A 24,343-nucleotide genomic window follows, 5' to 3' on the forward strand; every position below is an offset into this window, starting at 1 on the left:
CTTCGGCGCTGCTACTCGGCGAGGAGTCCCTCGGCGGTCATGGACAGAAGCTCGGCGGACGTGCGGCTGTCGTGATCGACCTGGGGAAGAGGAGCGCGGCGGCGCGAGCCTGGGCGGCGGCGTCATGCGCAGCAGGCGTCAGCATTTCCAGCGGCTCGTTCGCGCGGGATCGGCCAACCGTCGACAACTCGCGTGCCGCCAGCGCATCGGCCGCGAGCTCCGACTCGGCGAGTCGACCGATCACTACCCGGTTCCCTTCGGTATCGGCGGCAACCGACCGCAGTCTCGCCGCCGCGGCGCGGGTGCACACGGTGTTTGCCCGCACACGCGACAACAGCGGCCGAAAACCGGCGGCTGGGCCGAAAATGAACCGCAGTGCGGCCCCGCGTAGCGCTCCGGGGGCGATCCCGGTCACAGTCAAAAGGGCTGTTGGGCTGCGCGGTTCACCAACGATCTAGGGTGTGGGCATGTCACGCAAAGGTCCCGCAGCCCTCGTCGTCGTCCTCGGCATCGCCGCCCTCACCTCCTGCTCATCGGACAGCTCGGGGGAGGAGTCGGACAAGCCCATCACCAAGCAGCTCGCCCAGGGTGAGATATCGCAGGCGCTGCCGGGCACCGGAGACGTGCTCTCGGGATGGGAGCCCTACAAGGGCAAGCGGGTGACCTCGGAGGGTACGAACTGCACGGCGTCGGGCAGTACCGCCGCGCCCAAGGGCTGGGTACGCGGCGGATCCGCGTGGTTCATCTACAACGGCTCCACGGACAACATGATGGACGTCGGGATCTGCCTGTACGACTCGGCGGAGAACTCCAAGGCCGCCTACGCGGCGTGGAGGGGCAAGGAGTCGGACAAGGAGCAGAACCTCAAGAAGCAGGTGGGGGAGGAGTCCGTGCTCGTCGCCAATCCCGGCCTGAGCAAGGACACGCTCTACGCCTTCAGCCGCTCGGGCAACATCAACATCAGGGTGAAGATCGACGGCACTGGGGGCGACAGCACCGGTGCCCAGGATGTCCTGGCCGCCACGCTCAAGCGGCTGCAGCAGGTGCAGGACGGCGAGCGCGCCACGGCTACCGCTTCGGACCAGGCCAAGAAGTAGGAGCGGTGGCCCCGGCGGCGGGTGAGGAACGGTCGGGACGGACGCGGTGGCCACGGGGACATTCGTGGCCCGCTGCACTCGTGCCGAGCGAGTCTTCACAGGCCGGGAAGCGGGTCCTGGCCGTCGGGTCCGCTTCCGGAGCCGAGCGTGAGCGAGCCGCTCTGGCGCGGCGTAGCGACCGTGAGAGCCGGGCCGGTGGGCGGCCGGGCGTCGTCCTTCGGGCAGGGGCACCGGCACCACCACACGCACGGCTCGCCGCCGGGGCGGGGGATGAGGGTGGCGACGGTCCGGCCGTGCTGGTTGTGTACGGGTTCGGCGTTGTCGCAGGCGTCGGGGCGGCCCTTCTGTCGGTGCATGCACCACTCGCAGCGTCCGGCCAGACAGTTCCAGCAGGTGCCCCTCTCGCACAAGGCCCAGCGCCAGAATCCGAAGGCGTATCCGTCGTCGATCCGGTGGAAGAACGCCGGCCAGACGTGCTCGCGGACCCGGGCGCCCTCGTCCTCGGTCATCGGGGACGGGTTGGGCACCGGATCGACAAGGCCGAGGTGGAGCATGCGGTGCAGATTGAGGGTCTGCACCCCGCGCACGTCTTCGAGCTCAGCCTCGGTGAGCTGGCGCTGAGGACGCCGGACGGGACGGGTCACCGGGCCGCCCTGGGGGAGCCCGTCGACGCGACGCGGGCCGCGTTGTCCATGTCGCCGTCGCTCTGCGGGGTGCCGCCACCGTTGACCAGGAGGTAGATCTCGGCTTCCTCGGCAACCGTGGCGACCTTGGCCATCGCGATGGACAGGTGCGCGCGGTTGGCGAACTTCAGCCGGGCCGGCTTGCTCAAGCCCGAGAGGCGCACGTAGGGGCCGTCGTCGGTCTCCTCGGTGACGGTCACGTCGTCGGCGGGGAACCAGGTTGCGGGGACGGCCAGTTCATCGTCGTACCACAGGTAGGCCGCGGTGATGCGCTGCTTGCCATCGATGCACGCGTACATCGCCTCGCCGCGGTCCGTCGGGTCGTACCCGTTGGCTTCCTTCCACTCGGGTGTGGTGCGGTCGTTCAGGATCACCACACCGGTCGGCGTCCCCGTCAGCCACGACCGGATGAGCGCGATGCGCTGGTCGCCGCTCCATACGTCACCGCGCTGGTAGTCCGGATCGAGATCGAGCCCGAAGGTGTCGCGGAAGCTCGTGCTGATCTCGCGGGGCGAGCGGTCCGAGGTGCGCAGGTTGTGGTGCTCAAGCGGGCGACTGGTCTGACGAGTCATGGATGGCTCCCCGAGATGGTCAGGCGGTCTTGGACAGAAGAGCCCGGTCGGCGCGGCCCGGGATGGGCGCCACCGACCGGACGGGCGGAAGAAGGGCTCGGTGACGCGGCGCGATGCTTTGGCCTCGCGCGGAGCACCGTAGATATGTATAATGTACTTCTATCCGGGGGTTTAGTCAAAATTATTGGGTCGATCGGGGTAAGTGGGTCGCGGCGGGCGACCTGGCCTCACGTCAGTGGTGGTCCGCCTGCGCACCGCCAGGAACCGGGCAATGCCTCCGCGAATGCCTCCACGGGTGGAGGCATCGCGCGGTACGGTGGGAGCATGCCGAAAATCTCTGTGGATCTCAGCGACGAAGAACTGGCCCGGGTGAACGAGCACGCCCAAAGTCTGGGCGTGTCCACCCGCTCCTGGGCCAAGCAGCTGCTGATCAGCGACGCCGACAAGGCCCGTTTCCTCACCGCTGCGCGAACCGCTCTGCCCACCGCCCTTGAAGCTGTGAAGGACGCGCCCGAGGGTATGCGGTGAGCCCGATCGTCTACGTCGACCCTGGATGGCTCCTCGCCATCCAGGAGGAGGCCGCCCCCAGGAACGTCGGCATCGCCGACTGGGGAGCTCTCCACTGGACCGGCAGTGCACACCGCTACGAACAGATCGCCGGACAGCCGTACTACGAGGACGCCGTATCCCGAGCGGCCACGTTCCTGCACCACGCCCTGGTCCTGCGCCCCTTCGAGGACTACAACCTGGTCGTCGGCTACGCGGCCGCCGACGCCTACCTCCAGATGTCCGGGCAGGCCATCGCAGCCAAGCCGGATGCCCTGTGGTCCCTCGCAGGAGCGGTCCGCGCCGGCGAGGAGGACCTTCGCGGGGTCGCCCGCGCCCTCCGGTCCTGGACCTGACACCAGAGCCCCGGTGTCACCGGCTGCGATCAGGCGGTGGCTGCCGGAAGAGCGGCGAGTGGCGAGCGCTGCCCCTTTCCGAGGGTGCGGAGGGCGGCCCAGCCGATCTCGGGGTGAGCGGCCGGCAGGCCATCGACGTCGCTCGTGCGAAACAGAGCGACGTCGACCGCCCCGGCCCGCGAGGTACCGAACCGCACCTCGATGACATCGGCCGGCTTGATCCACCCCAGACGCAACATGTGGTCGAAGTCGGTCCGCCGGACGGACAGCCGCTGCGCGGCCTGGTCGGGGCCCAGCGGGGTGTGGGCGGCCACCAGCTCGGCGAGATCCTCGCGCGCGCAGACGAGGTCCACCTGGTCGGGGTTGACCAGGGACCCGTCCGGATTGGCGCTGAGATCGGTGAGGAGCCGCAGGTCGATCAGCCGGCGGACGACGAACGCGGTGACGGCAGCCTTCTCGCCGCTCAGGTTCGGGGTGCCGAGCGTCTCGGCGATCTGATTCGCGGCGGCAGCACCGGAGATCGGCGTCCGCGGAAGCGCCTCGCGGATCGCGTCCGGGTCCATCGCCGCCACGGCGGCTGGCGACCACCGGCGGGTAGGCAGATCCGGTTCCGGGACGAGCCCGCAGTGGCGTGCCCATCGGAAGGCGGCCACCGGGACCTTCAGCCGCTTCGCCGCCTGGCCGTCGTCGTACTCACTTCGTCGCACCATGGCAATCCCCTCTCGACCATCTGCCGCGAAACTGCGGCCAGAACATGACAGAACACCTGAAAGAGTGTCAAGAGCGCTGCCGTCATTCAGATTGGGGCGCGCCGGGCTTCGTACCTGATTCCGCGGCGGCCCGCCCGAGGCGCCCTTTAACGGACGGCGCAGACCTCCGCGCGGGGCGGGGCATCGCAACACCCCATCCGGGGCGCGGTCGGCGAGCGGGTTCCGCCGGCCGATCTGGGCCCGCGCGTATGGGGCGGGCTGTCGCGCCCGGTCGAGAACCGGACCCGCACGACGCTCCGGGCGGACCGTGTTCCTACGGTTCGTGGTCCGGCTCTCGGGGGCGTTCCCGGCGTTCCCGGGCCTTGGTCCAGACTGCGGCCCGGTAGCACGGGGGCTCGTTCTTGTTGCCCGGCCGGGGCGGGTTCAGGGTGCGCACGGCGGCGCAGTCGGGGGAGAGGGTCATCGTGACCTTCTTGCCGGTCACCGTGATGGCGCTGTTGTCAATGACCACCGTGCCCTTGCTCGGCGCGCGCAGGAGGACGTCGAGCACACGGTGCAGGGCCTCACACCGGTGCTCCGGGGGTACGTTGCGGAAGAATGAGCTGTTCAGCGCGTCGGCGGAGTACACGACATGCGGCTGTCGACCGACGTGGCGGATCCGAGCCTCGTCGGTGATCGGCCGCCGGCGGGCGGGCGCCGGCGCTGCGTTGCCGATGCGGTCGTAGTGGCTGGCCGGAAGCACCGGCCAGGTCGGCTTGAGGGCTTCCGCTCGGTGGGCCGCGGCCGTCGCCTGCTGCTCGCGCATCCGCTCCTCGTGCGCCGCACGGCGCTCCCGCAGCTGCTGCTCCTGTGCCGCACGCTGTTGTTGCCGCTGCTGGTCGCGGTCCCGTCGCTCGGCCTGCTCCCGGCGGAGGTCCTCGAGCGAGGCGTGGACGCCTTCGAACCAGGAGAGCTCGGGGCCCCGGTAGCCGATGATGTGCCGGGATTCCAGGTACAGGAGGAAGGAATAGGCGTCGTCCCCGTCGGCCTTGGGGCTGCGCACCCGCACGGTGCCACCGGCGTCCTGGGCCAGCCGCCCGACTTCGAGGAATCGTTCCAGGAGCTGCCGGATCTCGGCGTCAGCCGTTCCTTCCGAGACGATGTGCGTTCCCATGTACTCCCGCTGGGCGTGCCGTGTGATCCGCGCAGTCCGGGCGAACTCCTCCGCCTCCGGGCGCGGTCGGGCCTCGATCACCCGCCACTGTCCCGGCACGGGGCCGGCGCCCGGGGGCGGGGTGGAATTGTGCATGCCCGGCACCGTACCGGCCCTGCCCGCCCACCGGAGGTACCGCCGGGCACGGCACGGCCGACCTGAATGCCACACCGGTGGCGGCAGCGGGTTACCCGACGGCGATCGGCTGGATGCGATGGAAGCCGGAGCGAGTCGTGCCGAGCTCGTCGTCGCTCAGGCCGCACGTACGGCACAGGCGCCGGGTGTCGCCTTCGCCGAGCGGGGGTGCGATCTCGGCGAGCAGGGTTCCGCACCGGGCGAAGCGCGCGTTGTCGATGCCGTAGGACGGGTCTTCCAGGTGGACGATGATGCGCCGGTCGTCGTTCGCCCGGTACCAGACGGCCGTCATGCCGAACACCTGGCCGTGGACAAGTTGTTGGCGGTGTGGGGGAGCACGAGCTCCTGCCACTGCTCGCCGTCCCACACCTGCCAGACCTCGGGCGCGGGCTGGTGCCGGGAGAGCCCGCGGGCCAGCTGGTCCATGTACGGGTAGTCGCCCCTGGCAAGCCAGACGGCGGGGACCTTGGCCTCGATGATGTGCTCGGTGTACCCGTCGGCGTCGAGCCCGCGCACCAGGCTCGTCCGCTTCCGTGCGTTCCGCTTGGCCGTACGTGCCAGGTCGTACTCGTCGATGAGGTGCTCGTACACCTCCTCCTCGCCGATCGGTTCGCCCTTCCAGCGGCAGGTGCGCGTGAACTCGGCCATACCCTGACGGCCGGTGCGGTCTGCCGGGGTGAACCAAGTGCCGCCGCCGCGACCGTGGTTCTCGATCACTCCCACAAGAGCGCGGCCCTGGCGCACGTTCGCGCTGAACGCGACGCCGCAGCTCATGGTCACCTGCTGCAGGCTGGTGATCCGGTAGCGGGCGTGCGGTACTTCGAGGCCGGTCAGCGGCAGGGTGGTCAGGTCGGTCACGCAGTCTCCTTCTGTTGGGTGCACTTCGTTAGGCAGGGCCGGAACTGCCCGTGACGGGCTAAAGGTTGTGCTGCAGGCGGTAGTTGTTGACGACCGCGATGGCGGCGTCCCGCTTGGCTTCCTCGTCGGTCTTGCCGTCCTTGACCGACTCGGCGTACGTCTTGGCCGAGCGGACGATGGCGGAAAGGTTGCCGTCGAGCCGGTTCCTGGCGGCGGTGAGGTCATGCCCGTCGATGTTCTGCTCGGCGATGTTGTGGATCGCCGCAACGAGGATCTCCCCGACGACGTGGGCGGGGGCGAGACTCTCGACGTTCGTGATCATTTACGGGGCCTTTCGACTGGGGGCGCGCAGCTCGCGGGCGGTGGCGCGCGACGTCGGGGGTGGGGGAGCTCGGCTTCCGGTGGCGGCGCCGGGCGGCTGATCAGGGGTCTGTGGCTGCGCCGTTGTCCGAGTACGCAGGCGACGCGTCTTCGTTAGGACGGATCGGCGGAGAGGCTCCGCAGGACCGGCAGGATGCCTGACCGGTCGATGGTCTGGGGCAGGACGAGCGTGCTCTGGCCCGCGTCGATCGCCTTGGACACGATCTCCGACAGCAGGCCCGGCGCGATGGGGGCGGAGACCTCGGCGATGAGGCCGGATCCCTGGTCCGGGACGATGAGAACCCAGTGCCCCTTCGCGATCACCCGCTGGACGAAGTCGAGGGCCCGCCACAGGTCATGACCCTGCGGGCAGATCAGGTCTTCCACGATTCCGTCCTCGTAGACCCGGTGGATGGTGATCTCGACCGGCAACTGCTCCATCACGCTCTCCTCGTCGTCCGGGTGCGGGGACCGTTCCCACCCTTCACAAGCACTAATGTACTCATATAGCGATTGTGCGTCAAATTAAAAGGGTCACTCAAAGAGGGTGGCTGGGGGGTGACCCTTTTATTTTGACTAACGTCACCTGTCTGCGTACATTAGGTGTTCTGCCGGTGCTCATCGCGCCGGGGCCTGACCCCTACGAAGGAGCCAACCTGCTGTACGCCGACGAGAGCAGCGCCGACGAGTTGGAGGCCGTTCTCACTCAGCGCCTGGACGTCGATCTGGAGATGGCGCAGATGAACGCCGAGGCCGATGCGTGGCACGCGGTACGTGACCGCGGGTTCTGCAACCACGGATCCGCTATCGGCTACGGCCACCCGGCGGTGCACGAGGTGCAGAGGCTCCTCAAGCCCGGCCAGCTGATCTGCACCGCCGGATGCGACACCGTCTTCGCCGACGAGGAGGACTGGTACGCCCAACTCGACGACCCGATGCTCAACCCCGTGCCGCTGCCCGGCCGTTCCACTGCCGGCGAGAGGCCCGCTCGCGCGGCCTACGGCTCCGGCATCTGATCAAACATCCCCCCGCTCTGCCGCCTGACTCCGGCATGCCCAAGCGCTCTCTGAACGGAGGCCCTGTGCCCATCTACCTCGACAACCCCCACGAGTACAGCCCGCGCGGGCCGGACGGCCAGGGGTGGAACAGGCTGTCGCTCAACGCCCACTTCGACACCCCCGCCCACTGCGGGCTCCGGCCGATCCGGTTCGCCTCGCTCTTCGAGGCCCGCACCGGCCGACAGCGCTGGGGCGGCTTCGAGCGGTGCATGGGCGCGAAGCTCGCTTCACGGCCGGTTCCGAACGCCTCGCCGGACACGCCGCGTGTGCAGTGCGGGGCCTGCCCGGTCTACCAGAACTCCCGCGAGCACCCGCAGTTGCCGAACTGGCCCGACCAGTCTGTGCTGCTGCTCGGCCGCGTGCGGGACTGGCCGCGTACCCCCGGAATGTGGATCGCCGACCCGGCCGCCGGCCGCAGCAGCGTGCACCTGCACACCTGGCAGGGGCAGGACACCGGCGTCGCCGTCGACTGGCCGGACCTCGCCATCGCCGCCGAGATCCGCATGACCTGGCAGTTCCAGGACCAGGAGAGCGACGCCTTCTGGATCGTCCGGCTCAACCCGGGCGCCGAGCAGACGGTCGTCCACACGAAGAACTACCGGGATCACACCCGGCACGTGCTGTACGCGCCCGGCGCCCGGCGCCTTGCTGGGGTGAAGTGCCACGGGGCGTGCGCGCACGAGGACTGGCACCTGCGCCACCTCGCCGCCGACCTGGCCGACCTCGACGGCGCAACGCCCGCCGACGGGCCCGCCGCAACACTGGACCTGCCCGAGCGCCTGCCCGGGGTGCCGTCCTTCTCGCTGTCCCGCGACGGAGGCACCGCCACGATCACGCACACGGCCAGCCGTGACTTCGACGCCTCGACCATGGCCATCAACACCGAGGCACCACCGACCTCACCCGACGTCACCGCCGCGCTGCTCGCCCACATCGCCCGCGTCGCCGCCTGGTAGAGCGCCACGGCCGTCGCGATCACGCGACGGCCGGCCGACGGAGGCGCGCTCGCCGGGCCCCGGCCGTGCGGCGACGCCGGGGACGGTCGCGGGGCCGAAGCGATGCGTTCGCTCCCGGGCGTCAGTTCAGGCTGATGCCGCGGTGGTCGTAGAAGCGGATGTGCGTTTCACTTTCGGTGCTCTCCAGGGCTTGCTGCAGCCTCCCCAGCAGTTCGGACTGGGTGCGCTCGCTCAGGTCGACCTCGAGCACGCTGTCGCCGGAGAAGAACTGGAAGGAGCCGCGTACGTCCGGATCCGCGTCCCAGGGTTCGATGAGGAAGCCGCGGAAGGCGTCCTTGCCGCCAGGGCTGCGGTAGTCCTCTCTCTGCGCCAGGGCTTCACATATCGCGCGCAGCTCATCGTGGGCGACGAACACCGATGCGTTCTTCACCCGGGGGCGTCCCGCTCGCGGGTTGGACTCGGACTCCCGCCGGGTGGACGTGAACGAGAGCACCACCCCCGCGGTGATCGGCTCGACGCCGATGCTGTCGATCTGCTCCTCGAATGTGGCCACGATCTCCCCTTTCGTCGCTGTCTGGTCTGCCGCTCCAGGAGCGGAGTGCCCATGCTGACAGACCGTGCCGACACCGCAGTTGCGCTGCTCAGGGCACTGCTCGACCGGTGGAGCAGTCCCCCGACGGGGTGAGAACCTTCGAAGGGCCAGCGTCGGCGTCGAGCGGGCCGCTACTCTGGGCGCGGTGCGTCCCAGGGGGCGCGCGCTCGTCGGCTTGACCCACCGTTGGCCGTCCTGAGTGAACCGAGCCGGTGCTCGGCCCCGGAGAGCAAGTGCAGCATTCGCGCCCGGCCTGTCGGTCCTGTCGGCGCATCGAGGTGGGCGGTGCGATCTGCGGGACCGTGTTCAGGAGAGCGCCATGCCGACCAATCCCCGTACGTCACCCACCCACTTCTCGCGGATCGCCCGCCGGCTTAGCCACGAAACGGGCATGGGCTACCAGAAGGCCCTGGCGACCGTGCAGGAGAACGCGGACCGGATCATGCAGCAGGGCCCGCGGCTCGACGCCGCCGGCTGCGACATGGCGTTGCGGGTCCTGCTGCAGCAGGACCTCGAGTTCTGGGGTCCGGGGATCGGCGCGCACATGTGGCCGCAGCAGTACCACCCGGTCTCGATGGAGCTGCTGCACTCCGGCCTGTGCATGGAGGCGATGCAGGCGGCCGACCGGGCGCGCGACCAGGACCAGCCACAGCCGTGCGGCAGCACCTTCGACCCGTCCTACCTCGCTGCGGTCGGCGTGGAACCCTTGGACTACGGCGCCCCCGAGGAAGGCGAGGACTGGGACGAGGAACCCGAGGAGGTCGACACAGCGCTGCTGGAGCCGGTCGACGAGCCGGACCGGTGGCGGCGCCATGTGCTCACCCAGGGCGTCCGTCCCGTCTACCGGCTACCGGACGACCACAGCCTCCTGCCCGCCGCCCGCGAGGAGCTGCTCCGCCTCGCACCGGACGAGGCACACGCCCGCCTGGAGCAGTTGCACACGGAGCAGCCCGCGGCGGCCGAGGCGTACGTGGTGAGGGCCGAGCTCCATCTCGCCGCCGCACGCGAGGCCGGCCTGGAGCGAGACTCCGGCGTGCTGGACGAAGCGCGCCGGTGGTACGAATGCGCGGTCGCCGTCGCCGAGGTGCCGCTCGCCTTCCCGATGTACGACGGCGGCGTGCTCCTGTGGCAGGAGATGTCCAACCGGCCGCTGCTGCGCGGGTTGTACGGGCTGGCGCGGGTCGCGCACTGGCAGAAGAGGTGGAACTGCGCGGAGATGATCCTGATGCGGCTGCTCTACCTCGACCCCGTCGACGAGCAGCAGGCCGGCGTCCTGCTGAGGGAGGTCCGCGCCGCCGCGGGCATCGCTCAGCCCGACGAGACCGCCTGAAGTCGGCCAGGGCGAGGAACCTGGAGCGTGACGATCAGACGGCATCGGCTGGCGGCCCGCCGGATCCCGACGGCTCTGTGCGCGTCACGCAGCGCGCCGCCGGTGCGGCTACCGTTCGGCGGGAACCACTTCTTCCCGTGGCATCGCGAGCGGCCGACGCTTGCGGCTCGGGGCGAACCACGGCTCGTAGAACGGCCGGGAGATCGCGCGCCGGCCCTCGGGCAGCTGCGGGCGCGGGTGCCGTGCCTGGGCCCCGCGCACCACTTCGCCGACGACGACCTGCGGCGTGGCGATCGCCTCGGGAGAGGCGTCCAGCGCCCGCGCACCGGGAATGATCCGCCCTTCCAAGGGCGGTGCGGGATTGAGAACCTGGAGGATCCGAACGGCAAGGTCCGCAGGCACCCAGTCCAACCGCAGATCGACCGCGGTCCCGGGGTGGTTCAGGCGGGCCTTCACACGGCACATGGCCCGTTCCCCCTCCACCTGGTGATTCACCGACGCGTACGACTGGAGCCGGTCTGGGCCGCCGCCGACAGCACCCGGCCCCAGCGTGGGCAGCGCCCGCTCGAGGCGCGCGTTCAGCCGGGTCCGGGCCGCCGTGTACTGCTCCTCCAGCCGCTTGTGCAGCATCGCCGTGGGCCACACATTCAGGTACGCGGGCAGGAACCTGGTGACGAGCCTGCGCGCGAGCCAGGTGGCCGGCTGGTCGAGGCCGACGCCGATCGTCGGAGCACGGTCGCCGTAGAACTCCCGCGGGTAGTGGCCGTCGACCGTGAGCCGCCGCCCGGCCGCTCCGGCGAGATTGGGGGTGAGGCGGGCAACGTGGACGGCGAATCCGGCGGGATGGTGCAGGGTGAACGACCCGTACAGATTGACCCCGGCCGTGACCGTCCACCCTCCGCCCTGGATGTCCTCGGCGTTGAGGATGTCCGCCACGGCCTGGCCGCGGACGGCGAAGTCGTCGTGCGCCTCCTGCATCCGCCGTTCGATGACGTTGCTGTGCATGATCTCCACTCCATGGGCGGGGTACGGCGATGAACTCGGTGGTCAGGCGGCCTCGGCAGGCAGGTCCTCGCGCCGGCTGCCGGGGACCAGGGAGCGCAGCTCGCACTCGCGGGCCCGATGGCGGCGCGCGTTGCGCTCCTCGATGGCCAGCTGCTTCTTGACCTCGCTCAGCTGACGCCGGGCGTCTGCGCGCAGGCTCGGGACGTTGGCCTGCGCGGCCGCCAGACGCAGCGCCGCCAGGTCCGGCCGGCGCAGGTAGTGCAGCGCCAGCGCGCGGACGACAGCTGCGGTGCGGCGCTCGGTGGCGTACGGCGCCGAGCCCCGGGACGGCACCCGGGCGCCGATGGTGTCCGGGGCGGTGGGAGTGATGTCGTCGCTCGTGTCGTGGTCCCACTGGCCGCACAGGCGTACTCCGTTGACCACGGGCGCGTGCGCCCGCTCGTCCTCGTAGTACCGGCCGCTGGCGTGCCCGTAGGCGACCCAGATGCCCTGGGGGATCGGCTCCGGCCGGTACCGGTTCGGTCCGACGGTGAACCGCCCGGATACCCGGGCGCCGGTCACCTCGTAGACGACACTCCCCGCGACCTCGGCGTTCACCGCGACCTCGCGGACCGTGATCTGCCCGAGCGTGCCCCGGCGGGGATCTTCGATCGGCAGCTGCACCGGCTCAGCCTGCGGCGCCTGCACGGGACGTGGCCGACGCCGCAGGATGCCGGCCAGCACGCAGATCCGGTGACGAACGGACCGGCGCTCCCGCTCGAGCTCGACGGCCTGGGCCTCCGCCGCCGCTGCGCTGTTGCCCTCGTGCTCGGCGTACTCCGCCGCCTTCTCACGCGCCGCCGTCACCATGAGGTCGCGCCGAAAGGGCAGGCTGCGCCAGTGCGTGACGATGGCAAGGATCACGGCCTCGATGCGGCGCCGCGTGCCGCGGGCGAGCTCCCGGTGAATGCCGTTGCTCAGCCCGGCGGCGTAGCGGCCCAGGAACCAACCGGTCGGCAGGTCATCCGGGTGCAGGTGCCCGGTCCAGCCATGGACCCGGACACCGTGCACCACCGGCTCGTCGGGCCGGTGCTCGCGGTAGAAGCTGCCGAGCGGCTCAGTGCCGTCACCGAACTGCACCGCGACGGTGGTCGGCAGAATCGGACCGTTCGCGATGTGGTCCGGCACGACCACGAAAGTCCCGCGCACGTGCGGAGCACGGACGACGTAGCGGACGCGGCCGCGCTCCAGGACGGTCACGCGCGCTGCGGCGGAGCCGACGCCGGGCAGCGGCAGCTCGACCCGTTCGGTGAGATGGCGGACAGACAAGGAACTCCTCTGCTGTACGGACGACTCCGGCTCGGGGGCGGCGCCGGATCACTACAGGCGGTCGCCCCGTCAGGGCCCAGCGACCCCGCCGGACGACGGCAGGGCGACGGGGGACGATGTTCAGGACGCCTCCGGGGACTTGCGCCTCCGCCAGACCTCGAGTGCGGCCCAGGGCCGCGTGACCGCCAGGGCCGCGAAGAGGGCCCACTCGCGGGAGCGGTTGCCGAGCCAGCGCTTGTGGTTGTGCGGCAGCAGCAGGTCCTCCACCCACATCCCGAAGAGCTCCCAGGGCCGGAGCCGCCCCGCGGCGTAGCCGAGAGCGAGCAGGGCGAGGGCGGCGACGGCGGCGAAGGCGATCACGCCGCGTCTGCCGCGTAGGGGTGGTCACTGATCAGCGCGCGGATCTTGCGCACCGACGGAGCGTCATGCCACTGCGGGCGGTCAGGCGTGCGGGCGAGGCCGGCACCGGCCCGGCGGGCCGAGCCCGGCACACAGCTCCAGGTCAGCTCGAATCGCCACTGGGTCCCACGCGAGGGAGCGTCGGACGGGAGCGTGTCCCGGCCGACGACGATCTTCAGCAGCATCTCGTCCGTTCCGCGCGGCGTCCAGGCCCGTGCCGAGCGCCATCCGTGGCTTTCGGCGTGCGCGAGCAGCTCCTGGACGGCCTTGGGCAGTTCCCAGCCATCCGGTGTGATCGCGGCCAGCTGTCGCTCCGCCTGCGCCAGCTCCGTCTGGGTCCGCTGCGCGGTCGCCTTCCACTGGTCGCGTTCGGACTGGGCGACGTCCGCATTCCATTCCGCGGTGCGCAGCTGTCGCATCAGCTCCAGCGGCGACAGGTCGCGGTACTTGGCGAAAGCGCGGGCCTCGTCCGCGGTCTGCGGCCTGTCGTGGAACTCGACGCGATCGACGGTGCCATCGGGGTGCAAGACCCTCTTCACTCCGGAGAGCGGGTACGGCGTGGTGATGGTGAACTCCCTTACTGAGCAGCAGGGGTCGGGTGGGACGGCCGGCGGACTCCTTCGACTGGGTCGGCCGAGGACGACGTCCGGCGGCGCACCGAATCGGGAGGTGGGGGACAGGGCGGGGGCGGCAGGGATCGAACCTGCGCTGCCGGCTTTGGAGACCGTCGCTCTGCCTCTGAGCTACACCCCCTGGGGTTGGCGATCGCGCCCCGGAGTTCGGGACCATCGCCTCTGGGCACCGGTGGACGGCGCGACAGCGGTAGGTGCTCCTGCAGGGACTCGAACCCCGATCTCCGGATCCGTAGTCCGGTGTCCTTTCCGTTGAACGACAGGAGCTGCGCGCGTTCCGCGCAAACTGCGTACCCTCGGCGGGATTTGAACCCGCGATCTCCCGGTTGAGAGCCGGGCGAGATATCCAGTCCTCCACGAGGGCATGTCCGGCGTCGGCCCGGGGATCAGATCAGGTTGGGTCCGCGAGGACCCGAGCATCACCTTCCCCGGCCGACGGCCGGTCCGCTTGCGGCTCCTCCCCAGAAGCCGCGAGCGGAGCGTGTCAGCGAGATCGGATCCGCGGGGAACTTCACCTGCTTGCTGACACGTCGTGAACGGGCGGGAATCGAACCCACGACCACCCCAACCGGGGGGCTCTGCCACTGAGCTACCGCTCCAAGGCGAGCGTCCTCGCCTCTTCAACCCTCCCGAGGATCAGTCGGTCAGGTCCGATGGATGTGCTGGCGTGTGCCCTGCCGGAGCGCCGGTGGGTGGAGTGCGCCAACACGTCGTGACCCGAGGGGAGTTGAACCCCTGCCCCGAATGCCTTCAGGGCCAGCTCCGGTAGCTGCGAGCCTGCCGTACGGCGCGGATCGGCCGCGCCCGCGTTGCCGTACGGCGCCTGCGGGGTTGATCACCCCCGCTGACTCTTATAAATTTACGCCACTCGCGCCCATGTGTCAAATTAAAAGGGTCAAGATGGAGGGGAATGCCTCCCCGACGGCGAGGCCGGCTGCCGCCGAGCGGCGCCCGGCTAGCTCAGGTCGTACACGAACAACCAACCGGGCTCGACAGGTTCTGCATGCCCCACGAATACGGCGGCCCGCCGCACGGCCTCGTCCCGCTCGGGCGACGGGGTGAAGTCGCGTACGGACTTGCAACTGCCGGGCGCGAAGGCCACGACAGCGGCCCCGATCACCACCCGAGATGGGCCCCGGTCACCAGAGACGGTGAAGAGCTGCACGTCCTCGGTGCCACCGGCCGCGCCCTGGGCGCGACGCAGGTCCTCCAGGCGGTCATAGACATGCTCCCAGTTCGCCCCCTTCAGCTCGGCGCCGTACACGGCAAGAAGCGAGTGGTCCAGGCTCACCGCGGATCCTCCGATCTCCCGGATCCGCCGGGTGCGGGGCGCGGGTTGGTGCCGCCGCCAGCGGGTTGGTCAGTCCTCGGCTGCGTCGCCGCCACCATCACCGCGGTCTTCGCAGTCGGGGCAGTCGTCGTCGCAGCGCTCCTGGATGCCGAGGCTGTGGACGCGGCAGCGCATGCAGGGTTCGCGGGTGAACGTGACCTCGCCGTCCTCGTACGTCTCGCCGTTGTAGTCGTCGACGGCGGTGCCCTGCGGTTCGTGGCAGTGGCCGCAGTTGACTTCTCCCTCGCGGTACAGCATCAAGCCGCCTCGGCAGCACGGCGGCTCTGCAGGTCACGCACGACGGCGGCGACGTATTCGGGGTCGCTGGTGTCGTCGTCGACGAACTCGGCGTGCACGCGGGCGACCATCTCGGCGATGTCCTCGACGTCCGCCTCGAAGTCGGACCGGTCCCATACGTCGTAGGCGCACCCGAAGAACCCCTGCGCGTACGCGTCGGCCGCGTTGCGGGCATGGCCGGTCCAGAAATACCGCGACCAGTCATCAGAGCGGATGCCGTTGATGTCGTACTCGTCGCCGGTGATCTTCACGCCCTTGAGCGCGTAGCCGCGCGTCCAGGCGTCGGCGTCGGTCTCGCCGATGAAGTCGGAAGACACCCACATCACCGAGTACATGGGCCGGTTCCACGCCTTGTACTGGTCGTCGGTGGCGAGGTAGCGGTGACGGCCCTTGCGGGCGCTACGGGCCGTGACACCGACCTTGCTCCACTCGCGGGCGGACAAGTTGACCAGGCGACCCTCGAATTCGAGGTGCACGATGGCCTTGTGGGCGGCGCTCCACTCCTCAGCATTGGTGTCGTCGGCGATGGCGTTGGCGATGTCCCAGTACGTCACGGGCGCGTCCTGGGCGCTCATCCATGCGTAGGCTGCCTCGGCGGGCGTGAAGTTGGGCATGGCGCAAGGTCCTAACGGTTCGTTGCGAACTGAGTGAATATCGACGCGGGGCGACTGCGGCGGTCGCGTCGTGTGGGCGCCAGCTCAGGCCGCAGGCGCGACCTCGGCGCATAGAGACGGGCTTGGCGTGCACTGGTGGTGCGTGGCTGCCATATGTGCGGCAGCCGCCTGGCGGCCCGAGGGGAATTGCACCCCTGACCGTCCCCCGGCGTGGGGGCCGCTCTACTGACTGAGCTACGGGCCTGCCGGGCAGGTCGGGTCGGCCGCCCTTCACTGTCCGGCGTCCAGAAGGTCGATCACCCCTCTTGACGCTTCTAATTTTACCCATGACGACAAGGTATGTCAATCTAAAAGGGTCACGTCGTGGCGTTGTATGCCCCCGTAGACGACTGTCAATTGGTAAGAAAGTGGGGCGGATCGATTCGGCTAGGGGTGAACTGCGGCTACCGTCGCAGGAGTTCGCCTCTGCCGGCCGCAGGCGACCATCCATCGCAGAAACCTGTGCGCAACGAGCACACCCAGACCGACGAGGAGAACGACGGCGAATGAATCCCTGGACGAAGGACATGCTGGCGGAGGGCCTGCGCAACGCGGCGAGGCGGGACCAGTCGAAGGCGGCCGCCGAGCTGCTGATCGAGCACGGCGACTGGCTGGAGGCCCTGCTCGACGAGGAGCGGCCACAGTCGGCGAACCACGTGCGCCGGTTCGCCCAGTGGGGCATGGCGACCGACGAGGAGAAGTTCTACGCCCACCTGGAGTGGGCGGAGATGGCCAGGCATCTGCAGACCGCCGGCCACACGTACTCGGATACCCAGGTCAAGGTGTTCATGGTCGCTGCTTCGCTGCGTGAAGGCGTGCCGGTCAACCTGATGGAGATCACGGAGGGGCTGGACGCCGAGCATGCGCGGATGATCGTCGAGGCGATCGCGCATGCCGCATGGCCGATCACACGAACGGTGATGGCTGAGCTCGACGTGCAGGCCCCAGTGACCTGACGGATACCAGCGTGAGGCAGGCGTGGCCCGATCTGATGGCGCCGTGCGCCGACGTGGACGCCCGCCACGTCGACCTCGGCCTTGCGCTACCTGGGTTCTGCCAGACCTGCCCGAGACCGGGCGAAGGCCTCGCGGCCGTCCAGGGCGGGCGACAATGACGCCCGGCCCCACTCGCACCGGAAGCGAGCAGCTGCTCGCCCCTTCAGCTACGCCCCGCAACGGGAGGAACCGCATGGGACGCTGCATCATCAAGGCGACACACGACGAAGACCTCTACTTGGAGTGGTCCTCGGTCGTCGACGCGTGCACCAGGGTCGGCACCCGTGCCGAGTTCCTCGCCTCGAGGCACCGGCAGGATGCCCTGGACCGTGCGGACCGGACCGGCACCTCTGACCGCGTCGCGCAGCTCGGCGGCTGGGATGATGAGTCCCTCGGCGTCGGGACAACTGAACACCGGCACTACGAAGGGCCTCTGATCCTCCATCGTGCCGATCTCGCGGCATTCGCTCGGCACCTCGCCGCCGGCGACTCCCGACAGGCCGAGAACCTGCTGATCCCCGACCCCGAGCCCTGGGGCGCGACAGCCTGACCACGTCCGAGGACCGGCCGCGCGCCCTGGTCCGCCACTGGCGGGCTACCCCCGTGGCGGAAGGTCCGTCTAGGTGTCCTGCCCGATCCCGAGGGCCTCGGCGACTTCGTCGAAGACCTCGGGATCGATGGGCGGCCGGGCGCCATCGGCCGGCCAGTCCAGGTCGACGAGGATCGGGGTGTAAGGGGTCGAGCGAGGTTCAGTGGCGGGCAGGTCGAACAGGAGAGTGCGCTGCCCGCTCGTTTCGGCGAGGAGCCTGGCGAGGTCGCCCGCGTCCGTACGGGTCTTGCCCGCGCCTCCGGGCCGGATGTGCTTCTCGCTCAGGAGCCGCCTCGCCAAGTTCTCCAGGTCCGGGATCCGGCCAGCGGCGCTGCGCGGGGCGGTCAGGGCGCGGGCCTGGTCAGAGGTCATGCCGGTGGCCGCGACGAGGCCGCGTACGGAGTGGTCGGGCAGCGGGCCCGCAGCGAGTTCGTCGAGACGTTCGGTGGCAGAGTTGCCGGGCTCGAGGCCAAGGAGTTCCATGGCCCGGTGCCGCTGGAGGCCGGCCGCCCCGGCGACGCGCTGGATGTAGCCCTCAAGTCGTTCGGCGGGGCGGGGCAGGGGAGCAGCGGGGATCCGGGCCGGGAGGCGGGGCTGACTGCCGGAGCGGGCGGCGACAGCAGCTCGGGCCTGGTCCAGGGTGACGCCGGGGTGCGCCCGCTTGTACGCACGTACGGCGCGGTCGAGTTCCCGGTTGCGGGGGTTGGTCATGGCGTCTCGCGTCCTTGTTCGGCCTGCTGCCCCACACGCGTCGGCCGTCCAGGAGGAGGGCATGACGAGATCGCTCGCGCGAGTCTCAGACGTCTGCGGTCCCCTGCGGCGGTGTGGGCGTCGAGGTGGTGGTGGACCGGGCGCGGCGCGGTTGCCCTTGGAACACACGCCATCGTAGCGGCTCGGCTGACGCCGTGAATGCAGGTTGCCGAGGCCCGAGGCCCGCCCCGGTTGCTGCTCTCGAGCCGACGGGGGCTGCGATGTCCGTGGTTGCCGCCGATGGGCTTCGTGGCCGCGACGTGGGCCTCCTCGCCACCCGCGCCGGCGGCCGGTGGCGCGCACAAGGTTGCTACTCCATCATGTTGACCCTTAAAAGTTGACACAACTCCCATGCATGCATTAATATAAAAGGGTCAGCGGGGGTAATCAACTCCGCAGGACGCCGGACAGTCAGGAGCGGCCACATCGGGCCGTCCGGCAGGTCCGCAGCTACAGGAGCTGGCCCTTGAGGCATCGAGGGCAGGGGTTCAACTCCCCTCGGATCGCGATGTGCTGGTGTGTGCCCCCTCCAGAGGCGAAGTCCCCGTTGAGAGGTTGCGCACCGGCACAGCAGAACGAACCCGCCCGGTTGATCCCCGGTGCGGGTTGAAGGAGGGAAAGCGCGCCCTCTGGGACTCGTGGTGTCAGCAGCACGCCCCCGTGTGGGGGAGGAGCGGGAGCAGTACCCGCAGAGTTCACGACGTGCCAGCGGGAAGGTGATGCTTCCCCCGGCGGACCCGGTCCGCTGGCACGCGTCGCCCGAGGCTCCTGGGGAGGAGCCGACGGCGGCCCCGCCCCGGCCGGGGAAGGTGACGAGCAAGCCCCGTGTGGGCCCTACCTGATCCGATCCCCGGCCGACGGCGGGAATCCACGCCCTCGTGGAGTAGTCCGGCTCAACTCACCCCACTCTCAATGGGGAGACCGCGGGTTCAAATCCCGCCGAGGGTACGCAGCACGTTCACGCAGGCTCTTGTCGTCCATAGGTAGGGCACCGGGTTGTCGACCCGGGAAACGGGGTTCGAGTCCCCGCAGGAGCGCTCACCGCTCGCCCCCACCCCGGGGGAGCGGTATCCCTCGGTCCTGCCTGGACGGGACATGCGACCCGTACGGATCTCCCATGCCGTGCACCGCTTCCCGTCCCGGCAGCCTGCCGCGACCAGGGCCCCGCCTTCCCGTGCCCGCGTACCGCACAGTGCGCTAGCCAGGAGACATCACCCGGACCTGAGCCGACCGGACCGCAGAGCCCGCGGCCGCGCCACCCGAACCGTCCCGGTGACGGCCGGGGGAACCGACCGCGCTGTGACGAAAGGAAGTAGGACATGGAGCTGGCCGACGGCCCGTCCGGACCCGCACAGTTCACGCCCTCGCTGCGCGTGGAGCGGTTCGACGAGGTGGTGCAGTACGACAACGCGATGACGGCCAAGCCGCCACAGCGGACGTACGAGAAGGTATGGCAGGGACAGTGTGGCCCGGACTTCGCCGTCGAGGACGGCGAGGACAGCTACCGCGTCCGGCCCGTCCGGCTGCGCGTCCGCTGGTTCCAGGACGGCGATGCCACGCCCCGCTGGAACAGCATCGAGGTAACCGGCCACGAAGTCCTGCCCGACAAGAGCCTGCGGCGCCATCCCGTCCGGGAGATCTGGACGCGCTACCACGCCGAGCTGGGTCAGGTTCCCGACTGGTTCCTCCAGTTCGTGAGCGCCAACCTTCCGGCCCCGCGGACTGCCGCGGAGGGCTGACCCGCAACGTGGCCTGGACCGCTCGCCTTCGCGCGGCGGGCCCGGCCCGTCCCGGCTCCTGTCGTCCATGGGTAAGACACCGGTCTTTCAAGCCGGGAAACGGGGTTCGAGTCCCCGCAGGAGCACCCGTACCGCCGTCCACGTAAGGAGCGCCCCGTGGTCCGTTACCGCTGCCGGCCGAACGCCATGCTCGCCGCGCCGATCGTCACCCTGTCCACCGCGATCGCCCGCCACCTGTGCGCCGACCTCCTAAGCCGGCCGGACCCGGCCTGGCACAGCCTGGCCCACCTGGTCACGGCCCAGCTCTTCCCCGGCAGCGCCCGCCACACCCTGACCCTGCCCCCGCGCGACCTCCAGGACCTGCTGGCCGTCCTGCTCGACATCTCCATCGACTTCTCCCGCGGCACGCTCACACCCGTGACGTGCGGCTTCACCGAAGCCGACATCCACGAGGCCATCGACCTCCACCAGCACCACTACGGCCCGCCTCTGGACTGCTGAACCTCTGCAGGGCCGCCGCGGCCAGCTCACCCGACCGGCGACATCACAACACTCCGGAGATCCCGCATGGAACTGCGCCAGCTCAGCGCCCCCGCCGACCCGGGCTTCCGCCTCGACCTCGATGGCACCGCCCGCTTCCTCCATGAGGGCTACACCGTTACGGTCCAGGGGCGCCGCGCCACTGCTGAGGACGCCTGGTGCTACTACGACCCGCTGGACCGCCACGACGTCCTCCTCACGGGCACCGTGACGCTGCAAGGCGTCGACGCGGGCACGGCCTACGCCATCGCGAGCGAGCTCGACGCCCACAGCATGAGGCAGGCGCTGGAGGAGGTCCTGCGCGAAGCCGTCGACGACGTCCGCCGCACCGCCGCCCGCTTGAGCGCTCGCGTGGAGGAGATCGACCACAAGCACCGCACGCAGCAGCCGTAGGACCTTCACCACCCTGACAAACCAAGGAAGTTGGCAGCCGCATGGGAAATGCATCGAAGCCCGGAACCGTCGTCGTCCGCGAGATCGACCACGACCCGTTCGCGGTAGACGGGGAGCAGTACCTCGTCCGGGAACTGGTCTGGAACGGAATCGACGGCCGTTCCTATGAACTGGTGCGCCACCGTGACGACCAGGTGCTGACCGAAGACGAGTCGTTCGACTCCCACCCGACCGATGCGCAGATCGCCGCGGTGCTCGAACAACACGGCCTCGACGCCGAGCTGGAGACGTGCAAGATGTGCCAGAAGGAAATCCTTGTCGGCACCGCGCACCGGCACGACAACGGGTGGGTGGGCACCTGCTGCTGGGACGAGAGGTTGCGCATGACCGCCTGAGAACAGCCTGGCTTTCGCCGCGCCGTCGGGCCGAGCCCCCTGCGGTGCCGCCCTCCCGCCCGCTGGCCGGCGCCTGGGCCGTGGCGCGCCCTGTTCGAGGCCGAGGAGTAGGCCCGTCATCCGCGTCCCGCCGTCGTGCGCCGCGGCGTCTCCCAGCACCTGACTACGTCGTCCTGTGGGCTACCGCGCCACGCCCCTGCGCGCGCCGTCCTCCGCCGCGCCCCTGCGCCCGTCCGCGCCTCCGCCCTCCGCCCTTCCGCCGCCCCGCCCCCGTGCCCGCGGCCGCCGGCCACGCCGGAGCCGCTGTCGGCCGCGTCTCGGGTTGTCTCGGGTTGTTGTGTCGTCAGTTTCTGCTGGTGGGCGAGTTGTTCGCCGTTGTCCGGCGTTGTTCGGCATTGTTCGGCGCCCACCCGCGCCGCGCCCCGTCCCGGCCGTCCGCCGTCCGCCGTCCGCCACCCGCCACCCGCCCCGCTCCGGCCCTCCGCCGCGCCCCGCCGTCGCCTCGGCTGCCGCCCGCCGTCCCGTCCCGCCGCCTCCTGGTGCTGCCCCGCCGCCGGCCTCCCGCCGTGCGCCGCTCCGTGCCCGGCGCCGAGTACGTCGTCCTGTGGGCTACCGCGCCGCGCCCCCGTGCCGCCGACGCCGCCCTGCGCCGCCTCTGCCCCTCCGCCGAGCCTCGACGCCGTCCGGCCGCGCCGCGCCTCCCCGCCCGCCGCGCGCCCGGCCTCCGCCCTCCGGCTGCCCGACCGCGCGCCCGGCCTCCGCGCCGTCCGCCGCCGTCCGGCCGCCGCCGCCGACGTCGTGCCGTCCTGTGTCGTGTGGGCGGCTGGTTGTGGGTGGGCTCGTGTGCTCGTGGGCCGGGTTGTGTTGTGCCTGGTCGCGTGGGGTCAGCGTGGTGTGTGAGCGCGCTGTTCTATCGCGCTCGCGTGTCACGCTGCCTTACCTCGCTGCATGGCCGGGCTGCATGGTCTGGCTGTATTCCTGTGCTGTGTGGTCGTGTATGTGGGGCTCGGGTGGTTGTCGGTCTGGGTGGTCGGGTTGTTGTGGCGTGTCTGGGTGGTTGTTGTCCTACCGCGCTGTGCTGCTGTGTTCGGGGTGCGGGCTGGTGGTCGTGTTGGGTGTACGAGCTGGTCGTGCGTGGTGGTGGGGTGGTCGCGTTGGGGCGGGTTCTGGTCGGTTCTGGTCGTGTCGGGTGGTTCGCTGATCTGCGGCGGGCCGGAGGCGCTACGGTCGCGGGTTATGTCGGAGTCGAGGAAGCCGCGGTTGGTGCCGAGTGGGGATTGCTTTTGCGGGTGTGGGGGTGAGGCGGAGATCGGCCGGTGGTTTGTGCGGGGGCATGACATCACGGCGGCTGCGGCGTTGCGGGCGGTGGAAGGGGGTTTGACGCTGCCGCAGCGGCTGGTGGAAGCGGGGTTCGGCCCGGAACGCTCGGTGGTGGAGCAGGCCGTGGCGGCCGCGGGTTGGGTGCGGTGTGGGAGCTGTGCGTATGCGGGTGCGCCGGTGGGGCTGGCCGCTCACGTACGCGGGGGCGGGTGCCCGGCCGCCGAGGTCGGCCCGGCCCCGGCCCGGGTGCCGGCGGCGGGCGAGGACGCCGCCGCTGCTCCCGTCGAGGAGCCGGCCGCCGAGTCCGCCGAGTCCGCCGGGGGCGCCGGGGGCGCCGGGGGCGCGGAGGGGGCACCAGGGCGCCGTTCACGGGCTCGTTCCGGTTCCCGGGGTGGTGCGGCTGGTGGGGATGCGGGGCCGGTGCGGGCGGAGGCCGGGGTGGCGCGGGGGCTGCTGCTCCCGGGCACGGATGACGCGGTGTGGAAGGAGGTGCCGCTGCCTCTGCGTCAGAGCCTGACGATGCTCGCGCACCGGTTGGTGTCGCCGGAACAGGCGGTGTTGAGGGAGAAGGAGAACCGGGGTGTGCGGTACGCGTTGCGGGCGGCGGGCCAGAGGCGGCTGACCGGCAGGCACTGGCATGTGCTGCTGACGGCCCCGAGGGAGTCGTTCGGCAGTGCGCGCAGCGAGCGGGCGCAGAAGGTCTTCGGGGTCCTGGAGCAGGTGGTGGCCGAGTACGTCCAGCCGGCCGTCGCGAGCTCGGCCGGGGAAGAGGCCGCCGGGGCCGTGCCCGCCGTGGCGGAGACGCCGGCCGGATGAGCCGGCCAGGGCCCTGCGCTCACGGCCGGTGCGCCCGTCGGCTGGGTGCCGGCCGCCCCGCGCCCGCGCTGCCCGGCCCGGGGGCGGGATCTTCAGGCACCTGCCGCGCCGGAGGCCGACCGGCGTAGCAGGTGGTGACCGAGTACGTCGCGCCGGCCGCGGGGGAGTCACCGGCGGGCTGTGTCGCCCGGTGCCGGTGTGCCGGCGACGTCCTGGAGCACGCCCCGCTCGTCCAGCTCGGCCGCGCCGCCGGCCCGAGGCGTGGAGGACGGTGTCCGCTGGTGTCCGCCAGCGTCCAGAACTGTCCAGAACTGTCCGGCCGCCTCCGAGCCGGGCCTGCAGGACCTTGCCGGGCCTACTCCCGGCCGCCCTGTGGTGTCCCCCTGCTGATCTGCGGATTCGAGGATGACGGGCGTGACACTGGAGGCGCTGAAGCAGGCCGAAGGCCGTCGCCCCGGCTACTCTCGCCGAGCCGCACCATGTGGCCGGCGCCCCGCGGGGCAGCTGCTCGTCGGCCCGCTCGGCACGGTGGTGTTGCGGGCCCGGCAACACCACCGCCGTCGACCCCGCCCGCTCCCTGGGCCCCCTGACTCCCGCACCGCCGCCGCGCCCCGTCCGCCGGACACCCTCCCTGCTGCTCCCGGGCGAACCGCCGTCTCCGTCCCGCCGACGCCCTGCGCCCTCCCGCTGCGTGCTGCCGAGCCGTCCGGGCCGTGTCACCGCGGGTGTCGACGAGG

General features: G+C 70.8%; 31 protein-coding genes and 7 tRNA genes. 16 read left to right on the plus strand and 22 right to left on the minus strand.

What is annotated here, in order from left to right; all coding sequences use genetic code 11:
- Positions 1-37: 37 nt before the first annotated feature.
- Positions 38-415: a hypothetical protein gene (locus OG883_RS44860; RefSeq protein WP_266554445.1), complete on the minus strand. Its 378-nt coding sequence runs from the start codon at positions 413-415 to the stop codon at positions 38-40.
- A gap of 52 nt (positions 416-467) precedes the next feature.
- Between OG883_RS44860 and OG883_RS44865 the strand changes: the two genes are divergently transcribed.
- Positions 468-1,097, plus strand: coding sequence for a hypothetical protein (locus tag OG883_RS44865; protein ID WP_266554447.1), 630 nt, complete (start codon positions 468-470; stop codon positions 1,095-1,097).
- A 95-nt stretch (positions 1,098-1,192) separates the two neighbouring features.
- On the opposite strand, the gene OG883_RS44870 is transcribed toward OG883_RS44865, so the two are convergent.
- On the minus strand, positions 1,193-1,741 hold the full coding sequence (locus OG883_RS44870) for a DUF6248 family natural product biosynthesis protein (protein ID WP_266554449.1): 549 nt from the start codon (positions 1,739-1,741) through the stop codon (positions 1,193-1,195).
- Positions 1,738-2,352: a DUF262 domain-containing protein gene (locus OG883_RS44875; protein ID WP_266554451.1), complete on the minus strand. Its 615-nt coding sequence runs from the start codon at positions 2,350-2,352 to the stop codon at positions 1,738-1,740. Before OG883_RS44875 ends, OG883_RS44870 begins: the two co-directional genes overlap by 4 nt.
- Before the next feature lie 324 nt (positions 2,353-2,676).
- Here OG883_RS44875 and OG883_RS44880 point away from each other — a divergent pair, with 324 nt between their 5' ends.
- A complete protein-coding gene (locus OG883_RS44880; RefSeq protein ID WP_266554453.1) occupies positions 2,677-2,880 on the plus strand; it encodes a hypothetical protein in 204 nt (67 codons plus the stop codon).
- Positions 2,877-3,254, plus strand: coding sequence for a hypothetical protein (locus tag OG883_RS44885; RefSeq protein WP_266554455.1), 378 nt, complete (start codon positions 2,877-2,879; stop codon positions 3,252-3,254). The genes OG883_RS44880 and OG883_RS44885 overlap by 4 nt, the downstream gene beginning before the upstream one ends.
- A gap of 29 nt (positions 3,255-3,283) precedes the next feature.
- Here OG883_RS44885 and OG883_RS44890 read toward each other — a convergent pair whose 3' ends face one another.
- From OG883_RS44890 to OG883_RS44915, 6 genes are all read right to left on the minus strand, one after another.
- Complete coding sequence (locus OG883_RS44890; protein WP_266554457.1) at positions 3,284-3,964, minus strand: hypothetical protein; 681 nt, start codon at positions 3,962-3,964, stop codon at positions 3,284-3,286.
- A gap of 313 nt (positions 3,965-4,277) precedes the next feature.
- Positions 4,278-5,252: a hypothetical protein gene (locus OG883_RS44895; protein WP_266554459.1), complete on the minus strand. Its 975-nt coding sequence runs from the start codon at positions 5,250-5,252 to the stop codon at positions 4,278-4,280.
- Positions 5,253-5,343: 91 nt separating this feature from the next.
- Complete coding sequence (locus OG883_RS44900) at positions 5,344-5,583, minus strand: hypothetical protein (RefSeq protein WP_266554461.1); 240 nt, start codon at positions 5,581-5,583, stop codon at positions 5,344-5,346.
- Positions 5,580-6,149: a hypothetical protein gene (locus OG883_RS44905; RefSeq protein ID WP_266554463.1), complete on the minus strand. Its 570-nt coding sequence runs from the start codon at positions 6,147-6,149 to the stop codon at positions 5,580-5,582. Before OG883_RS44905 ends, OG883_RS44900 begins: the two co-directional genes overlap by 4 nt.
- Positions 6,150-6,207: 58 nt before the next feature.
- Positions 6,208-6,471: a hypothetical protein gene (locus tag OG883_RS44910; protein WP_266554465.1), complete on the minus strand. Its 264-nt coding sequence runs from the start codon at positions 6,469-6,471 to the stop codon at positions 6,208-6,210.
- 152 nt (positions 6,472-6,623) lie between these two features.
- Positions 6,624-6,950, minus strand: coding sequence for a hypothetical protein (locus OG883_RS44915; RefSeq protein ID WP_266554467.1), 327 nt, complete (start codon positions 6,948-6,950; stop codon positions 6,624-6,626).
- A gap of 173 nt (positions 6,951-7,123) precedes the next feature.
- Here OG883_RS44915 and OG883_RS44920 point away from each other — a divergent pair, with 173 nt between their 5' ends.
- Both OG883_RS44920 and OG883_RS44925 read left to right on the plus strand, forming a co-directional pair.
- Positions 7,124-7,525 (plus strand): hypothetical protein, encoded by a 402-nt coding sequence (locus OG883_RS44920; RefSeq protein WP_266554469.1) that lies wholly within the window; start codon positions 7,124-7,126, stop codon positions 7,523-7,525.
- Positions 7,526-7,590: 65 nt separating this feature from the next.
- A complete protein-coding gene (locus OG883_RS44925; protein ID WP_266554471.1) occupies positions 7,591-8,523 on the plus strand; it encodes a hypothetical protein in 933 nt (310 codons plus the stop codon).
- A gap of 121 nt (positions 8,524-8,644) precedes the next feature.
- Here the strand turns inward: OG883_RS44925 and OG883_RS44930 are convergent, their stop codons facing one another.
- Positions 8,645-9,076, minus strand: coding sequence for a hypothetical protein (locus OG883_RS44930; RefSeq protein ID WP_266554473.1), 432 nt, complete (start codon positions 9,074-9,076; stop codon positions 8,645-8,647).
- Positions 9,077-9,434: 358 nt separating this feature from the next.
- On the opposite strand from OG883_RS44930, the gene OG883_RS44935 reads away from it, so the two are divergent.
- The gene (locus OG883_RS44935; RefSeq protein WP_266554475.1) at positions 9,435-10,445 is read left to right on the plus strand and encodes a hypothetical protein; all 1,011 of its coding nucleotides are present in this window, start codon (positions 9,435-9,437) and stop codon (positions 10,443-10,445) included.
- A 108-nt stretch (positions 10,446-10,553) separates the two neighbouring features.
- On the opposite strand, the gene OG883_RS44940 is transcribed toward OG883_RS44935, so the two are convergent.
- The 11 genes from OG883_RS44940 to OG883_RS44990 all read right to left on the minus strand — a co-directional run bounded on the left by OG883_RS44940 (position 10,554) and on the right by OG883_RS44990 (position 16,273).
- Positions 10,554-11,450 (minus strand): hypothetical protein, encoded by an 897-nt coding sequence (locus tag OG883_RS44940; RefSeq protein ID WP_266554477.1) that lies wholly within the window; start codon positions 11,448-11,450, stop codon positions 10,554-10,556.
- Between the two features lie 42 nt (positions 11,451-11,492).
- Entirely contained in the window at positions 11,493-12,758 is a 1,266-nt protein-coding gene (locus OG883_RS44945) for a hypothetical protein (RefSeq protein ID WP_266554479.1), read from the minus strand.
- A gap of 120 nt (positions 12,759-12,878) precedes the next feature.
- The gene (locus OG883_RS44950; RefSeq protein WP_266554481.1) at positions 12,879-13,118 is read right to left on the minus strand and encodes a hypothetical protein; all 240 of its coding nucleotides are present in this window, start codon (positions 13,116-13,118) and stop codon (positions 12,879-12,881) included.
- Positions 13,115-13,696, minus strand: coding sequence for a hypothetical protein (locus OG883_RS44955; protein ID WP_266554483.1), 582 nt, complete (start codon positions 13,694-13,696; stop codon positions 13,115-13,117). The genes OG883_RS44950 and OG883_RS44955 overlap by 4 nt, the downstream gene beginning before the upstream one ends.
- A 143-nt stretch (positions 13,697-13,839) precedes the next feature.
- Positions 13,840-13,910: transfer RNA gene (locus OG883_RS44960), tRNA-Trp, on the minus strand.
- Positions 13,911-13,984: 74 nt separating this feature from the next.
- Positions 13,985-14,056 (minus strand) — tRNA-Arg (locus OG883_RS44965).
- 24 nt (positions 14,057-14,080) lie between these two features.
- Positions 14,081-14,153, minus strand: a tRNA-Glu gene (locus OG883_RS44970).
- A 591-nt stretch (positions 14,154-14,744) separates the two neighbouring features.
- Positions 14,745-15,080: a hypothetical protein gene (locus OG883_RS44975; RefSeq protein WP_266554485.1), complete on the minus strand. Its 336-nt coding sequence runs from the start codon at positions 15,078-15,080 to the stop codon at positions 14,745-14,747.
- A gap of 69 nt (positions 15,081-15,149) precedes the next feature.
- On the minus strand, positions 15,150-15,377 hold the full coding sequence (locus OG883_RS44980) for a hypothetical protein (protein ID WP_266554487.1): 228 nt from the start codon (positions 15,375-15,377) through the stop codon (positions 15,150-15,152).
- Positions 15,377-16,030, minus strand: a complete 654-nt coding sequence (locus tag OG883_RS44985; protein WP_266554489.1) for a hypothetical protein — start codon at positions 16,028-16,030, stop codon at positions 15,377-15,379. The genes OG883_RS44980 and OG883_RS44985 overlap by 1 nt, the downstream gene beginning before the upstream one ends.
- A 169-nt stretch (positions 16,031-16,199) precedes the next feature.
- Positions 16,200-16,273, minus strand: a tRNA-Ala gene (locus tag OG883_RS44990).
- 302 nt (positions 16,274-16,575) lie between these two features.
- Here OG883_RS44990 and OG883_RS44995 point away from each other — a divergent pair.
- A complete protein-coding gene (locus OG883_RS44995; protein WP_266554491.1) occupies positions 16,576-17,025 on the plus strand; it encodes a hypothetical protein in 450 nt (149 codons plus the stop codon).
- A gap of 232 nt (positions 17,026-17,257) precedes the next feature.
- Positions 17,258-17,614 (plus strand): hypothetical protein, encoded by a 357-nt coding sequence (locus tag OG883_RS45000; RefSeq protein ID WP_266554493.1) that lies wholly within the window; start codon positions 17,258-17,260, stop codon positions 17,612-17,614.
- Between the two features lie 69 nt (positions 17,615-17,683).
- On the opposite strand, the gene OG883_RS45005 is transcribed toward OG883_RS45000, so the two are convergent.
- Entirely contained in the window at positions 17,684-18,364 is a 681-nt protein-coding gene (locus OG883_RS45005) for a hypothetical protein (protein ID WP_266554495.1), read from the minus strand.
- Positions 18,365-19,275: 911 nt separating this feature from the next.
- Here OG883_RS45005 and OG883_RS45010 point away from each other — a divergent pair.
- From OG883_RS45010 to OG883_RS45045, 8 genes are all read left to right on the plus strand, one after another.
- Positions 19,276-19,351, plus strand: a tRNA-Glu gene (locus OG883_RS45010).
- An 18-nt stretch (positions 19,352-19,369) separates the two neighbouring features.
- Positions 19,370-19,440 (plus strand) — tRNA-Asp (locus OG883_RS45015).
- 282 nt (positions 19,441-19,722) lie between these two features.
- Entirely contained in the window at positions 19,723-20,142 is a 420-nt protein-coding gene (locus OG883_RS45020; RefSeq protein ID WP_266554497.1) for a hypothetical protein, read from the plus strand.
- A 54-nt stretch (positions 20,143-20,196) separates the two neighbouring features.
- A tRNA-Glu gene (locus tag OG883_RS45025) sits at positions 20,197-20,267 on the plus strand.
- A 31-nt stretch (positions 20,268-20,298) separates the two neighbouring features.
- Positions 20,299-20,643, plus strand: coding sequence for a hypothetical protein (locus OG883_RS45030; protein ID WP_266554499.1), 345 nt, complete (start codon positions 20,299-20,301; stop codon positions 20,641-20,643).
- Between the two features lie 66 nt (positions 20,644-20,709).
- Positions 20,710-21,075, plus strand: a complete 366-nt coding sequence (locus tag OG883_RS45035; protein WP_266554501.1) for a hypothetical protein — start codon at positions 20,710-20,712, stop codon at positions 21,073-21,075.
- Between the two features lie 41 nt (positions 21,076-21,116).
- The gene (locus OG883_RS45040; protein WP_266554503.1) at positions 21,117-21,470 is read left to right on the plus strand and encodes a hypothetical protein; all 354 of its coding nucleotides are present in this window, start codon (positions 21,117-21,119) and stop codon (positions 21,468-21,470) included.
- Between the two features lie 1,377 nt (positions 21,471-22,847).
- Entirely contained in the window at positions 22,848-23,606 is a 759-nt protein-coding gene (locus OG883_RS45045; RefSeq protein ID WP_266554214.1) for a hypothetical protein, read from the plus strand.
- The last annotated feature ends 737 nt before the right edge of the window (positions 23,607-24,343 follow it).

The sequence above is a fragment of the Streptomyces sp. NBC_01142 genome (assembly GCF_026341125.1).
Lineage (GTDB): Bacteria > Actinomycetota > Actinomycetes > Streptomycetales > Streptomycetaceae > Streptomyces.

What these genes read in the sequence shown, in the direction of transcription:
- OG883_RS45020 (WP_266554497.1), top strand. Translation starts at nt 19,723, where the DNA reads ATGGAGCTGGCCGACGGCCCGTCCGGACCCGCACAGTTCACGCCCTCG.
- OG883_RS44875 (WP_266554451.1), bottom strand. Translation starts at nt 2,352, where the DNA reads ATGACTCGTCAGACCAGTCGCCCGCTTGAGCACCACAACCTGCGCACC.
- OG883_RS45005 (WP_266554495.1), bottom strand. Translation starts at nt 18,364, where the DNA reads ATGACCAACCCCCGCAACCGGGAACTCGACCGCGCCGTACGTGCGTAC.
- OG883_RS45040 (WP_266554503.1), top strand. Translation starts at nt 21,117, where the DNA reads ATGGGAAATGCATCGAAGCCCGGAACCGTCGTCGTCCGCGAGATCGAC.
- OG883_RS44895 (WP_266554459.1), bottom strand. Translation starts at nt 5,252, where the DNA reads ATGCACAATTCCACCCCGCCCCCGGGCGCCGGCCCCGTGCCGGGACAG.
- OG883_RS45035 (WP_266554501.1), top strand. Translation starts at nt 20,710, where the DNA reads ATGGAACTGCGCCAGCTCAGCGCCCCCGCCGACCCGGGCTTCCGCCTC.
- OG883_RS44940 (WP_266554477.1), bottom strand. Translation starts at nt 11,450, where the DNA reads ATGCACAGCAACGTCATCGAACGGCGGATGCAGGAGGCGCACGACGAC.
- OG883_RS44935 (WP_266554475.1), top strand. Translation starts at nt 9,435, where the DNA reads ATGCCGACCAATCCCCGTACGTCACCCACCCACTTCTCGCGGATCGCC.
- OG883_RS44910 (WP_266554465.1), bottom strand. Translation starts at nt 6,471, where the DNA reads ATGATCACGAACGTCGAGAGTCTCGCCCCCGCCCACGTCGTCGGGGAG.
- OG883_RS44880 (WP_266554453.1), top strand. Translation starts at nt 2,677, where the DNA reads ATGCCGAAAATCTCTGTGGATCTCAGCGACGAAGAACTGGCCCGGGTG.
- OG883_RS44995 (WP_266554491.1), top strand. Translation starts at nt 16,576, where the DNA reads ATGAATCCCTGGACGAAGGACATGCTGGCGGAGGGCCTGCGCAACGCG.
- OG883_RS44980 (WP_266554487.1), bottom strand. Translation starts at nt 15,377, where the DNA reads ATGCTGTACCGCGAGGGAGAAGTCAACTGCGGCCACTGCCACGAACCG.
- OG883_RS45000 (WP_266554493.1), top strand. Translation starts at nt 17,258, where the DNA reads ATGGGACGCTGCATCATCAAGGCGACACACGACGAAGACCTCTACTTG.
- OG883_RS44865 (WP_266554447.1), top strand. Translation starts at nt 468, where the DNA reads ATGTCACGCAAAGGTCCCGCAGCCCTCGTCGTCGTCCTCGGCATCGCC.
- OG883_RS44985 (WP_266554489.1), bottom strand. Translation starts at nt 16,030, where the DNA reads ATGCCCAACTTCACGCCCGCCGAGGCAGCCTACGCATGGATGAGCGCC.
- OG883_RS44890 (WP_266554457.1), bottom strand. Translation starts at nt 3,964, where the DNA reads ATGGTGCGACGAAGTGAGTACGACGACGGCCAGGCGGCGAAGCGGCTG.
- OG883_RS44915 (WP_266554467.1), bottom strand. Translation starts at nt 6,950, where the DNA reads ATGGAGCAGTTGCCGGTCGAGATCACCATCCACCGGGTCTACGAGGAC.
- OG883_RS44900 (WP_266554461.1), bottom strand. Translation starts at nt 5,583, where the DNA reads ATGACGGCCGTCTGGTACCGGGCGAACGACGACCGGCGCATCATCGTC.